The sequence below is a fragment of the Streptomyces sp. NPDC057854 genome, assembly GCF_042797055.1.
Taxonomy (GTDB): Bacteria; Actinomycetota; Actinomycetes; order Streptomycetales; family Streptomycetaceae; genus Streptomyces.
Map to the genome: position 1 here is coordinate 164,527 of NZ_JBHVMF010000008.1, position 12,279 is coordinate 176,805.

General features: G+C 76.0%; 9 protein-coding genes. 3 read left to right on the forward strand and 6 right to left on the reverse strand.

Going from position 1 to position 12,279, the window contains the following annotated elements; genetic code table 11:
- Positions 1-178: 178 nt before the first annotated feature.
- Positions 179-1,450, forward strand: a complete 1,272-nt coding sequence (locus ACFVQZ_RS14225; protein ID WP_383622060.1) for an IS701 family transposase — start codon at positions 179-181, stop codon at positions 1,448-1,450.
- A 119-nt stretch (positions 1,451-1,569) separates the two neighbouring features.
- On the opposite strand, the gene ACFVQZ_RS14230 is transcribed toward ACFVQZ_RS14225, so the two are convergent.
- The 4 genes from ACFVQZ_RS14230 to ACFVQZ_RS14245 all read right to left on the reverse strand — a co-directional run bounded on the left by ACFVQZ_RS14230 (position 1,570) and on the right by ACFVQZ_RS14245 (position 7,322).
- Positions 1,570-3,612: a GAF domain-containing protein gene (locus ACFVQZ_RS14230; RefSeq protein ID WP_030493991.1), complete on the reverse strand. Its 2,043-nt coding sequence runs from the start codon at positions 3,610-3,612 to the stop codon at positions 1,570-1,572.
- A 169-nt stretch (positions 3,613-3,781) separates the two neighbouring features.
- Positions 3,782-4,825, reverse strand: a complete 1,044-nt coding sequence (locus tag ACFVQZ_RS14235; RefSeq protein WP_081958980.1) for an AfsR/SARP family transcriptional regulator — start codon at positions 4,823-4,825, stop codon at positions 3,782-3,784.
- A 368-nt stretch (positions 4,826-5,193) separates the two neighbouring features.
- A complete protein-coding gene (locus tag ACFVQZ_RS14240; RefSeq protein WP_383622065.1) occupies positions 5,194-5,661 on the reverse strand; it encodes a DUF1772 domain-containing protein in 468 nt (155 codons plus the stop codon).
- 86 nt (positions 5,662-5,747) lie between these two features.
- Complete coding sequence (locus ACFVQZ_RS14245) at positions 5,748-7,322, reverse strand: von Willebrand factor type A domain-containing protein (RefSeq protein ID WP_383622068.1); 1,575 nt, start codon at positions 7,320-7,322, stop codon at positions 5,748-5,750.
- Between the two features lie 290 nt (positions 7,323-7,612).
- Here ACFVQZ_RS14245 and ACFVQZ_RS14250 point away from each other — a divergent pair, with 290 nt between their 5' ends.
- Positions 7,613-8,329, forward strand: coding sequence for a hypothetical protein (locus tag ACFVQZ_RS14250; RefSeq protein ID WP_030493987.1), 717 nt, complete (start codon positions 7,613-7,615; stop codon positions 8,327-8,329).
- Between the two features lie 18 nt (positions 8,330-8,347).
- On the opposite strand, the gene ACFVQZ_RS14255 is transcribed toward ACFVQZ_RS14250, so the two are convergent.
- The gene (locus tag ACFVQZ_RS14255; RefSeq protein ID WP_383622072.1) at positions 8,348-9,217 is read right to left on the reverse strand and encodes an ABC transporter permease; all 870 of its coding nucleotides are present in this window, start codon (positions 9,215-9,217) and stop codon (positions 8,348-8,350) included.
- The gene (locus ACFVQZ_RS14260; protein ID WP_383622075.1) at positions 9,214-11,859 is read right to left on the reverse strand and encodes an alpha/beta fold hydrolase; all 2,646 of its coding nucleotides are present in this window, start codon (positions 11,857-11,859) and stop codon (positions 9,214-9,216) included. Before ACFVQZ_RS14260 ends, ACFVQZ_RS14255 begins: the two co-directional genes overlap by 4 nt.
- 214 nt (positions 11,860-12,073) lie before the next feature.
- On the opposite strand from ACFVQZ_RS14260, the gene ACFVQZ_RS14265 reads away from it, so the two are divergent.
- A complete protein-coding gene (locus ACFVQZ_RS14265; protein WP_321192633.1) occupies positions 12,074-12,250 on the forward strand; it encodes a hypothetical protein in 177 nt (58 codons plus the stop codon).
- The last annotated feature ends 29 nt before the right edge of the window (positions 12,251-12,279 follow it).

Sequence of the window (12,279 nt, forward strand, 5' to 3'; positions counted from 1 at the left end):
TTCGGCGGCCCGTCGGAGGGTGCGGAAGCGCAGGTCAGGGGCGGGACGGTGGTCCGGCCACCATCCGGGGGCCGAATCGGGTGCCGGGTCCACCTCGTCGGGGAGGGGGTGCCCGGGCGACGGTGGTGGTGCAGCGGGAGGCAGCTGCGCACCTTCGGACAGGACGGGCAGGAGTGTCGTGAGTACATCCGTCGCCATGAAGTACGGAACCGCCGCCGCGGCCGCTCCGCTGACCGTGCCGCGGCCCCGGGTCCGCGCCGTCCCCCGGGCCGCCGCCCCCCGTCCCGGCGAGGACGTCTTCACCGAGCTGTCGACCGCGCTGTTCTCCGGTTTCGCCCGCCGCGACCAGCGGCTGAAGGCGGAGCAGTACCTGCACGGGCTGCTGACCGCGCAGGGCCGCAAGTCGATCCGCAACATCGCCGCGCAGATCGGCGGTCCGGCCGCCGAGCAGAGCCTGCACCACTTCATCTCCAGCTCCACCTGGGACTGGCAGCCGATGCGGGCGTCGCTCGGGCGGTTCCTGGAGCGCACCGGGCACCCGCAGGCGTGGGTGGTGCGGCCGATGCCGATCCCGAAGGCCGGCGAGCACTCGGTGGGCGTGGACCGGCGCTTCGACCCGGAGCGCGGCCAGGTCTTCCAGGGGCAGCAGGCGTTCGGCGTGTGGTTCGCCGGCGAGGAGCTGAGCGCGCCGGTGAACTGGCGGCTGTTCCTGCCGGACCCGTGGGTGAAGGACCGGACCCGGCGCGACCGCGCGGAGGTGCCCGACGAGGCCGGCGAGGAGACGCTGGAGGAGTGCGCGGTCGCCGCCGCCCTGGACACCGCCCGCTGGACCGACATCACCCGCAAGCCGGTGCTGCTCGACATACGGGGCGGCGCGGGCCGGTCGGCGCTGGCCCGGCTCGCCGCGACCGGGGTGCCGGTGGTGGCGCGGATCGGGGCCGGTTCGCGGCTGGCGATCGCGGACCGCTCGCTGCCCGGCTTCGGCGCGGGCCCGCTGCCGGCGGCGCAGATACTGGACTCGCTGAAGGGCCTGCGCAGGCCGGTGAGCTGGGTGGACACGGTGGGCGGCGCGCGGACCTCGCGCACCTCGCTGGCGACCGCCGTCCGGGTCGCGCTGCCCTCCCCCGGCGGGGAGCGGATGCGTCCGCTGATGCTGCTCGGCGAGTGGGACGACCCGCGCCGGGGTCCGGCCCGGGTGTGGATCAGCGATCTGACGCAGGCGACGGTCGGTTCGCTGCTGCGGCTGACGAAGCTGGCGCAGCGGGTGGACCGGGACTTCGCCGCGGTCGGCGAGGAGGCGGGGCTGCGGGACTTCGTGGGCCGCTCGTACCGGGGCTGGCACCGGCACATCACGCTGGCGTCGGCCGCGCACACGGCGACGGTGCTGGGGTCCGCGGGCGAGGCGGCGGGGTACGGCGCGGGCTACGGCACCCGCCGGGCGGCCGGCTGACGGCACGCCGGACAGCCGCCGGTCCCTGATCCGAGGGGCCCTGGTCCGGGCGCCCTGGACCGGGGCGCCCTGGTCGTCCGGGGGCGCCCTGTGCCGGAGGCGTCCTGTTCCGGGGGGAGTCAGTCGGCGGGGCGGGCGGCCGGGGCGGTGGCGGCCCGGCGGCGGGCCAGCACCTCGCGGGTCCGCTGGAGCCGCAACGCGAGCTGGACCTCCAGGACCTGCCCGGGCTTCTGCCACTCGGGGCCGAGGAGTTCGCCGATCCGCTCCAGCCGGCGGGAGACCGTGTTGGGGTGGACGTGCAACGCCTCGGCCGCGTTGGTGGGGCTGGCGCCGGAGGCGAAGTACGCCTCCAGGGTGCGGGTGAGGTCGGTGAGCCGTTCCGCGTCGTAGTCGAGGACGGGGCCGATCGCGTTCTCCACGAATCCGTCCACGTCGTGGTCGTCGGAGAGCAGCATCCCGAGGAAACCGAGGTCGGTGACGGCGGCGGCGGAGCCCGTACCGCCGAGGGCGCTCATCGCGTCCAGGCAGCGCAGCGCCTCCGCGTACATCGGCCCGACGGCGTCGGGGCTGCCGCCGGGGCCCGCGGCGGCGACAGAGACCGGGTGGCCGAGGAGCGGGGTGAGCTCCTCGGAGACGGCCGCGGCGGCGGCGGACGCGTCCACGCCGGGCAGCAGCAGCACGATGCAGCCGCCCTGCACGGTCTTGAGGCCGGAGAGGCGGTACGCGTACGAGGACGCCCACACGACCGCCCGGCCCTGCTCGCCGCCCTCCGGCCGGGCGACCACGAGGACGTGCGGTTTGCGCAGGTCCACGCCGAGGCGGCGGGCGCGCCGGGCGCTCTGCTGGGGGGCGTGCGGCGGGTCGGCGATGAGGTCGTCGAGGAGTTCGTCGCGGACGGGTCCCTCGGCGACGGCGGTGGAGCGCTGCATGAGGAGGAGCAGGGCGACGGACTGGGCGACGAGTTCGAGGAGCCGTTCGTCCTCCTCGGTGAGGCCGCCCTCGGCGCGGACCACGAGGCCGCCGAGGTCCTCGGAGCCGGCGATGACGGGGGCGACCCAGACGGAGTCGGCGGCGAGAACGGGCCGGCGCAGGGCGTGGGCGTCGAGGGACGCCTTGGCGACGGCGTCCTCGTCGAGGCCGGGGACGTCTCCGCTGGCGGCGAGGCGCCGGCCGCCGGGGTCGCAGACCATGACGGTGGCGTCGAGGGCGTCGCCCGCTGCCTTGGCGACGTGCGGGAGGTCGCCGCCGGCCAGGACCAGGTTCATGATCCGGCCGTGGGCCTCGCTGACGTGCCGCATCCGGGTGAGGCTGGTGCGGACGCGGGCGCCGTCCCGTTCCAGTTCGGTGAGTTCGGCGCGGGTGCGGTCGAGGAGGCCGGCCTTCTCGACGGCGAGGGCGGCGAGGTCGGCGAGGGCGCCGAGCAGGGCGATCTCCTGCGGGGTGTGCTCGCGGACCCGGCGGTCGGCGCCGAAGAGGGCGCCGATGACGGAGTCGCCGCTGCGGAGCGGGACGGCGATGATGGCGCGCAGCCCTTCGGCGCGGACGGCCTCGTCGCCGGGGTCGACGACCTCGGCGTCGTCGAGGGCGGCGGCCGGGTCGGGGGCCTGGCCGCTGGTGAACCGTTCGTCGGCCGGGTAGTCGGGGGTCCAGACGGGTTCGCCGGAGCGCTGGACGACACCGCCGAGGCAGTTGCCGGCGCCGATCCGCAGGCCGACGCTGAGGCCGGGCCCGGTGGGGTCGCCGGTGTCGCCGCCGGTGCGGGAGCCCTCGGTGACGCGGATGTAGCAGGCGCCCTGCGGGCCGCGCAGGGTCACGTACGCCATGTCGAGGCCGAGGAGCCGGCGGGCGCGGCGGGTGACGATGCGGAGCAGGCCGTCCAGGTCGTAACTGAGCGTCAGGTCGCGCGCGGTGTCGGTGAGGGCGGCGAGGGAGGCGCCGCTGAGGTCGGCGCGGGCGCGGGCGGCGGCGCGCTCCGTGTGCAGGGTGCGGGCGAGGGCGACGGCCCGTTCGAGCCGGTCGAGTCCGGCCTGGTCGAGCCCGGCGATGCGGGCCTCGTCGAGCAGGGCCTCGAACTGGCCGGGCAGGCCCTCTCCGGCGAGCAGTTCCAGGACGGCGAGCAGCGCGTCGGCGCCCGCGCCCCCGTCCGCGCCGTGCGTGTCCATGGCCCCCACCCCCGTCGTCGAGCTTAAATCGGGCACCTCGGAGGAAACCCGTCCTGACGGCCGAAACTAATTCGGTCCCAGGAGTGGGTCAACGGTGACGTGCGGCACTTCGTTCCCCGCCGTCCCGATTCCCGCTCCGGGTCCCGCCCCGGGCGGAGGCGACGGGCCGTCAGACGGCGACGGCCACGCCCTTGGCGGCGGTGTCCGCGGCCCTGACCGGCTGCGGCTGGACGGGGACCCGCGGCTGCACGGGCCCGTACCAGATGACCGGCGGCGTGCCCTCGGCGCGCACGGCGGTCGCGGCGGGTACGGCGCTCACCGCGGGCACGGCGGGTGCGTGGCCCGGGGCGTGGCCGGGGCCGAAGGCGGCGGCGGTGACGGCGGTGCGGGCGACCGGGCCGGTCGCGGCGCCCACGCGCGTGTGGCGGACGGCGAGGACCGAGTGCTGGAGGCGGCGGAGCCGCGCGGAGGGCTCCATGCCGGTCTCCCGGTGGAGGACCGTGCGGAGCCGTTCGTAGACCGCCAGGGCCTCCTCGTGGCGGCCGCAGCGGAGCAGGGCGACCATGAGGTGGGCCTGGAGCGGTTCGTTGGTGGCGTAGCGGGCGGCGAGGCCGGGGAGTTCGGAGAGGATCTCCTCGTGCCGGCCGAGGCCGAGCTGGGCCTCGACCCACTGGTCGAGGACGCTGAGGCGGGCGGTCTCCAGCCGGGCGATCTCGCGGCGGAGGCAGGGGCCCGCGGCCACGCCCGCGTACGGGTCGCCGCGCCACAGCGCCAGGGCCTCGCCGAGCCGCAGGGAGGCGCGGGCCAGGTCGCCGGCGTCCATGGCGCGGTAGCCGGCGCCGGCCGCGCGCTCGAACTGCCCGATGTCGTGGGTGCCGACGCCGGTGTCGAGGCGGTAGCCGCCGGGAAGCGACACGAGGACGGAGTCGGCGGTGCGCGGCTCGGTCCAGCCGCCCGCGGCGTCGGCGTCCTGGGACGCCTGGAGGGCGCGGGTGAGGAGTGCGCGCAGCTCGGCTATGTGGGCGGCGAGTTCGGTACGGGCTCCGCGCGGGGCGCCGGACGGCCAGAGCTCCTCGGTGAGGACGGTGACGGGCACGACCTGGCCGGCGAAGGCGGTGAGCAGGGCGAGCACCTGGCGCGGCGCGGCGGCGGTCGGGGTGATCGACACCCCGCCCTCACGGACGGACAGTCCCCCCAGGATGTGGACGTCCACTATGCCCCCTCGGTGTCTGCGCACGCGGATCCTCGGGTTGATTAAAAAAAGACCCCCCTGGTCATGTCAATAAGAAACCGGAAGGTATGGAATCCGGATCCCTGAAATCGGGGTGATTCACCCCCTTTGCCGGGATATAAGGACGTCAAGTTTTCGCCAAGGGCCAGAAGTCGAGGGGTCTCAGGGGCAGCTTTCGGACTCGGTAGTTTGGTTTTGAAGGGTCCCTGTGGATGCGGGGAGGGCGATCTTCGACGAGATCGCGCCATCCGGGAGCCCAAGCCGACCCGGCGGTCTGTTTGCCGGCCGGGCGGCGACGGGGTGGTGCTGGGGCGCGCGGCAGGGCCGCCGCCGGCCGGGGCACGCGGCCGTCAGCCGACGGCGGCGGCCGTGAGCAGACCGAAGGCCGCCAGGATCAGGAGGGTGCGGATCCGGTGGAAGGCGTTCCAGCGCGTCTCGAAGGCGGCGCGGGTCGCGGCCGGGTCCTCGCCGGGGCCCTCGGCGGCGGCCAGCGCGTTGTTGAGGGGGACGTTGCCGACGACGGTGACCAGGTGGTTGAGGACCGCGCAGACGAAGCCGGCCAGGACCAGCCAGCGCTGCGTGCCGGTCCGGCCGTCGACCGGCACCAGATAGGCGGCCAGGGGGAGCACGGCGACGCCGGCGAAGACGGTGAGGAAGACCGCCCTGGGTACCGCCTCGTTCACCCGGCGCATCGCGGTGACGAACGCGGCGTCGGTGAGGCGGCCCAGGGCGGGCATGATCCCGGTGAGGAAGACGAGGAGGAAACCGGCGTAGAGGCCGGTGCTTCCGACGGCGAGGGCGAGCAGCAGGGTGGCCATGGGGGTCATGATGCCGCCCTGCGGGCGGAGCCGCCCGTTCCCTTCCGGAGGTCCCGGCACGCGCGCGTGGCGGGACCCCGGGAGGCTCACGCGTACGGATCGGAGGACCTGAACTCCCCTTCCTCCAGCGGCGTATCGCCCATCAGCCGGTCGGCCTGCCGCAGCGCCTCGGCCAGTTCGCCGACGACCGCGGAGCCGGACCGGGCCCGGATGCCGTCCGCGTGTCCGGCGAGCTCGGCGAGGCCCGGCGCGCCCGGCAGCGAGCCGCCGCGCAGCCGGTCGGCGAAGTAGGCCGCGATCGCGGAGAGCCGCAGGCTGTCGTGGCCGCCGTCCCAGAGGCCGGCGCGCAGCGCGGCGGCGTCGACGGTGCCCGAACGCTCCTGCGGGGAGCGGGAGTCGGGGTCGAGCCAGCGGACGGTGGCGGTGGCGATCCGGCCGCTCGCGCCGGGCCGGGTCTTCACCGCGTACAGCGCGGTGACCGTGTGCCCGGCTCCGATCTCGCCGCCGTCGACCCGGTCGTTCCGGAAGTCCTCGTCGGCGACCTCGCGGTTCTCGTACCCGATCAGCCGGAACCGCTCCACCGTCGCCCGGTCGAAGGCCACCTGCGCCTTGGCGTCCCGGGCGCGCAGCTCGACCTGGGCGGGCAGCTGGTCGACGAAGACCTTCCGGGCCTGCTCCCGGGTGGAGACGTACGCGGTCCGCCCGTCGCCCTTGTCGGCGAGCCGTTCCATGAGCGCGTCGCCGTACTCGCTGCCGACGCCCACCCCGAAGAGGGTGATGCCGTGCTCCCTGCGCTGCCGGTCGACGCGGCCGAGGAGGGCGTCGGCGGAGGTCTCGCCGGTGTTGGCGAGGGCGTCGGAGAGCAGCACGACCCGGTTGGCGGCGCCGTCGCGCCGGCCCTCGGACGCCACGTCGTAGCCGGCGCGCAGACCCGCCTCCAGGTTGGTGGAGGAGCGGACGGCGAGGGAGTCGACGGCCTCGCGGACCCGGTGCCGGGCGTCGCCGAGGCGGGTCATCGGCAGCACGGTCTCGGCCTCGTCGCTGAAGGCGACCAGGGCGACGGAGTCGTCGTCGCGCAGTTCGTCGGCGGCGAGCCGCAGGGAGTGCTGGACCAGGTCGAGGCGGCCGGGCTCGCCCATCGAGCCGGACACGTCGACGACGAAGGTGAGGGCGGCCGGCGGGCGGGCCGCCCGGTCGGCCGGCCGGGTGGCGAGGCCGACCCGCACCAGCGACCAGCCCTCGGCGCCGGTCGCGGCGCCGTCGACGGTGACGCTGAAGCCGTCGTCGGCCGGGCGCGGGTAGTCGGGGCGGAAGCTGTTGACGAACTCCTCGGGCCGCACGGTCGCCGGGTCCGGCAGCCGGCCCTCCGCGAGCGCGCGGCGGGCGTAGCCGTAGGAGGCGGTGTCGACGTCCAGCGCGAACGTGGAGAGGTAGTCGGGGGCGCGGCTGGGGGCGCGCTGCTCGCCCTCGGGGGCGTCCGTGGCGCGCCCGTCGGCGGGGGCGGTCGGGGCGGGCGCCGCGGTCCGGCCGCCGTCGGGGAGGGCCTTGCGGTGGTCGCTCGTCGCCTCGCCCGACCCGCCTGCGCCGGCGCAGCCGCCGAGGAGCAGCCCGGCGGCGAGCGCCGCGGCGAGGACGCCTCTTCTCCTGTGAGCACGGTTCATGGACAACTCCCCGTTCGGTCGCGGACCTTGTGCCGGGCGCGGCGGGCCGTCGGGTGCGGCGGGAGCCGCGTCCGGCTCCTGTGACTGTGACGAGCGGAGGGCGCGGCGGGACCCCGCGAGGGGGTTGCGGATGGATCTCGATGTGGCAACGGCGAGGCGGAGCAGGGGGACGGCGGGGGCGGAACGAGGGGTGATGGCATGGAGTCGCCAGGTTTGTCCACAGGGGTTGTCACCGTGCGCAGTCGCATGCGTACATGGAGTGGACATCGATCGGGCGGGGGTGGTCAGCGGTGGCAGAGAGCGCGGGCTCCGTGGTGCTCGCCCGGTCGGCGATGAACCGGGCCGCGACCGAGGGACAGCGGCCGGCGGGGCGCCCGGTCCGGGGGGCGCGGCGCATCAGCGCGGCGCTCGCCGGGCTGGCGGCCTCGACCCGGCACGAGCTGCTGACGTTCGACGATCCGGTGGCGTCGGCGGAGCGGGCGATCCCGGAGCCGTTCCTGGAGCTGGCGGGGGCGTGCATGCGGGCGGCGGCGGAGCGGGCGGGCGAGGTGCGGCGGATCGTGCCGCGGCACGCGCTGCCCCGGCTGGAGGACGGGCCGCGGATACCGGGGCGGGCGCGGTTCGCCGACGCGATCCCGTTCAAGCTGATCGTGGTGGACCGGACGGTGGCGGCGGTCCCGCTCGATCTGGAACTGCTCTACAACGGGCTGCTGCTGATCCGGGACCCGGTGGTGGTGCAGGCCCTGGTGCGGACCCATCACGCCTGCTGGGCGGCGGCCGACGAGCTGAGCCGCATCCCGCCGCCGCGGTCGTCCGGCGGGCCGCCGGAGCAGCTGCGGCCGGTCCTGGAGGCGCTGGTGTCGGGGCTGACGGACGAGGCCGCCGCGGCCCGGCTCGGCATGTCGGCGCGGACGTACAGCCGGCGGGTGGGCGAGCTGATGGCGGCCCTGGGGACGACGAGCCGCTTCCGCGCGGGCGCGGAAGCGGCTCGGAGGGGGTGGTTGTGAGCCCGGCCGGGCCGGGGCTCAGGACACGATGTCCTTGCGGGCGAAGCCCCGGAAGGCGAGCGCGAAGAGCACCAGGGCGTACGTGACGGAGATCGCCGCGCCCTGCGCCATCCCGCCCCACTCCAGCCGGGGCTGGAGGGCGTCGATCCAGGCGAACTGCCAGTGCGCGGGCAGGAAGTCGCGCCAGTCGCCGAGGGCCGTGACGGCGTCCAGGACGTTGCCGACGATGGTCAGGCCGACGGCGCCGCCGACCGCACCGAGCGGGGCGTCGGTGCGGGTCGACAGCCAGAAGGCCAGGCCGGCGGTGACCAGTTGGGAGACGAGGATGAAGGAGGTGGCGACGAGCAGCCGGAGGACGGACTCCCCCGCCGGGAGCGAGCCGCCGGTGGGCAGCTGGAGCGGGCCCCAGCCGTAGGCGGCCGCGCCGACGGCGAGGGCGAGCAGCGGGAGGAGGAAGAGCGCCGCGGCGCTGTAGCCGAGCGCGACCGTCAGTTTGGCGGCGAGCAGCCGGGCGCGCGGCACGGGCGCGGCGAGCAGATAGCGCAGCGAGGACCAGCCGGCCTCGGAGGCGACGGTGTCGCCGCAGAAGAGGGCGACGGGGATGACGAGGAGGAAACCGGCGGAGACGAAGAGGCAGGTCGCCGCGAAGTTGGCGGCCGAGGCGGTCGCCGTGTCGATGAGGGTGATCCGGCCGCCGCGGTCGTCGGCGTCCGGGCCGCCGATCGCGAAGGCGACGAGCAGCACGAAGGGCAGGGCGGCGAGCACCCCGGCCATCACCAGGGTGCGGCGGCGCTTCCACTGGCGCAGGGCCTCGACGCGCAGCGGCAGGGTGCGCCCGGGGCGGTAGCCGGGGGCGTGGGTCTCGGGGCCGGTGGCCGTCGCGGTCATGCGGATCCTCCGATGAGGGTGAGGAAGGCGTCCTCCAGGCGTCGGTGCGGGCCGACGCCGGTCAGCGGGACGTCCAGCCGGACGAGTTCGCCGATCAGCGCGGTCGGGTCGGCGGCGCCGCCGTCCGGGGCGTCGAGGCGGACCAGGAGGCCGTCGTCGGCGCGGACCGCGGAGCCGACGCCCGGCAGAGCGCCGATCTTCTCGACCAGCGCGTCGGGGACGGGGGCGCCCAGGGTGACGAGCAGGGTGTCGCCCGCGCCCGTGATCTCGGCGACCGGGCCGGCCTGGACGAGCTGCCCGCGGTCCATGACGACGAGGTGGGTGCAGGACTGCTCGACCTCCGCGAGGAGGTGGCTGGAGACGATGACGGTGCGGCCGCCGGCGGCGTACCGGATCATCACCTCCCGCATCTCTCGGATCTGCGGCGGGTCGAGGCCGTTGGTGGGTTCGTCGAGGATGAGGAGGTCCGGCAGGCCGAGCATGGCCTGGGCGATGGCGAGGCGCTGCCGCATGCCCTGCGAGTAGGTGCGGACGGCCCGTTCGAGGGCGCCGCCCAGGTTGGCGATGCGCAGGGCCTCGTCGACGTGGGCGTCCTCGGCGGGACGGCCGGTGGCCTTCCAGTACAGCTCCAGGTTCTCCCGGCCGGTGAGGTGCGGCAGGAAGCCGGCGCCCTCGACGAAGGAGCCGACCCGGGAGAGGACCGGGGCGCCGGGGCGGATCGCCTGGCCGAAGACCCGGATCTCGCCCTCGTCGGGGGTGATCAGGCCCATCAGCATGCGCAGGGTGGTGGTCTTCCCGGCCCCGTTGGGGCCGAGGAGGCCGAGGACCTGGCCCTGTTCGACGCGGAAGGAGAGGTCGCGGACCGAGTACCGTTCGCCGCCCTTGTACTTCTTCGACAGGCCGGTGATCTGGAGGGGTACGGAGGCGAGTTCCGGGTCCGGCGCCGGGGCCGCCGCGCGGCGGCGGGCGGTCAGCAGGAGGACGGCGGCGACGGCGAGTCCGGCGAGCGGCAGGCCCCACACCCACCAGGGCAGGGCCGCGGCCCGGGTGGTGACGGCGGGCGCGGTCGGCACGGTGAGGGGGCCCTCGACGGCGACGGTGTAGCCGGCGGTGGCGACCGGGGAGGCGTAGCCGAGGTCGGTGGCCGAGACGACCAGCCGCAGCCGGTGGCCGGCCTCCACCTCGTGGTCGATCGCGGGCAGGGTCAGGGTGACCGCCCGGCCCTCGGCCGCGTCCTCGACGCGCACCGGGGTGACGAGCTGGGCGGGCAGCACCTGCTGCCGTCCGTCGGGCCCGACGTCGTACACCTTGGCGAAGAGGACCGCGGAGCCGTCGGCGGCGGTGGACGTGACCCTGACCCGGACGGTCGGGGTTCCGGTGACGCGCAGCGGCTCCGGCTGCGGGGCCGCGTCGAAGCGGGCGTGCTGGCCGGGGAAGTCGAGGGCGACGCCGACGCCGAGGGACGAGGAGAGGCCGGAGAGGCCGCCGCCGAGCCCGGGGACGGCGGAGACGGCCGGCGGGGCGGCGCCCGCCGGGTTGGTGAAGCGCTGCGGCGGGCCGGCCAGCGGGATGGCGCGGGTGCCGGCGCGCAGGCCCGGGTAGCGGTCGGCGGTGGCCGCGCGGAGGGTGGCGCGGCCGTCGGTGGAGTCGACGCCGCCGGTGCGGCTGACCCGGAAGGCGGGGCCGGTGTCGACGGAGGCGTCCCGCTTCAGCCAGCGGTCGAACCAGGCGCCGATCCGGTCCTCGACCCGCCCGGTCTCCCGGTCGCCGCCGTCGTGGCCGCCGGCCGCCCAGTCGACGGCGACGGGGGCCCCGTTGGCGGTGAGGGCCCGAGCCATCGCGTCGGCCTGGTCGAGGGTGAAGAGGGAGTCGGTCTGGCCCTGCACGATCAGGGTGGGGACCTTGATCCGGTCGCCGACGGCGGAGGGGCTGCGGGACTCCAGGAGGGCGCGGGCGGTGGCGTCGGGCCGGCCGGAGACGGCGACGCGTTCCTTCAGCGCGCAGATCTCCGGGGCGAAGCGCCCGCAGGCGCCGCCGCCGGGGCCGGTGCCCATCGAGAAGAGGATCCCGGACCAGAGCTTCTTGTAGACGCCCTGGGGGAAGAGGGCGTCGGCGAGGTTCCAGTAGGTGATCTGCGGGGCGATGGCGTCGACGCGCGGGTCGTGGCCGGCCGCGAGGAGCGCGAGCGCGCCGCCGTACGAGGCGCCGGAGACGCCGACGCGCGGGTCGCCGGACCGGTCGAGGAGGACCTCGGGGCGGGCGGCGAGCCAGTCGACGAGCTTGCGCACGTCCCGGACCTCGCGCTCGGGGTCGTTGAGGCCGATCGTCCCGCCGGAAGCGCCGAAGCCGCGGGCGGACCAGGTGAGGACCGCGTAGCCGTCGCGGGCGAGCCGTTCCGCCTGCGGGCGGACGTCGTCCTTGGAGCCGCCGAAGCCGTGCGCGAGCAGGACGGCGGGGCGGCGGCCGGAGCCGGTGCCGGTGAAGTACGAGGTGTCGATCCGCACCCCGTCGAGGTCGAGGGCCCGGTCCGCGCGCTGCACGGGCGGGGGTTCGTCCCGGGCGACGGCGGTCCAGGTGCCGGCGCCGGCGAGGACGGTGAGGACGGCGGTGACCGCGGCCCACCGGGGAAGTCGGAGTCGCATGCCCCCGAGCCTAGGCGGGCCGCCTGTGACCGGCGGCGGTCCGGGGAGGGAGATCCGCCGCCTCCTGGAGTCGTACGCGGCGGGCGGGCGTACCGCGGTCGCGGTACGCCCGGAACGGCCGTACGGCTCCACCCGATCGCGTCGCCCGGCGTGCGGCGGGCCGGGAGGTGCCGAAGAGTCGTGGCGAGTCCACCCCCCACTCGAAGGAGAGAACATGCTTCGGCGCATCTCGATCGCTCTGGCCGGTCTGCTCGCGGTCGGCTTCATCGCCGCCTCCCCCGCCGCCGCGCACGGCGGTGACGTGAAGGGCTGCTGGTTCAGCGCGGTCGAAGCCTCGGCGGGCAGCGTCCACGTGGCGGACTTCGACGCCACCTGCTGGCACGTGGGCTGACCCCGGTCGGGCCGGCGGCCCCCGGTGCG

Excerpts from the sequence above, each read along its gene's own strand:
- ACFVQZ_RS14240 (WP_383622065.1), bottom strand. The coding sequence starts at position 5,661 with ATGGCCACCCTGCTGCTCGCCCTCGCCGTCGGAAGCACCGGCCTCTAC.
- ACFVQZ_RS14245 (WP_383622068.1), bottom strand. The coding sequence starts at position 7,322 with ATGAACCGTGCTCACAGGAGAAGAGGCGTCCTCGCCGCGGCGCTCGCC.
- ACFVQZ_RS14260 (WP_383622075.1), bottom strand. The coding sequence starts at position 11,859 with ATGCGACTCCGACTTCCCCGGTGGGCCGCGGTCACCGCCGTCCTCACC.
- ACFVQZ_RS14255 (WP_383622072.1), bottom strand. The coding sequence starts at position 9,217 with ATGACCGCGACGGCCACCGGCCCCGAGACCCACGCCCCCGGCTACCGC.
- ACFVQZ_RS14230 (WP_030493991.1), bottom strand. The coding sequence starts at position 3,612 with ATGGACACGCACGGCGCGGACGGGGGCGCGGGCGCCGACGCGCTGCTC.
- ACFVQZ_RS14265 (WP_321192633.1), top strand. The coding sequence starts at position 12,074 with ATGCTTCGGCGCATCTCGATCGCTCTGGCCGGTCTGCTCGCGGTCGGC.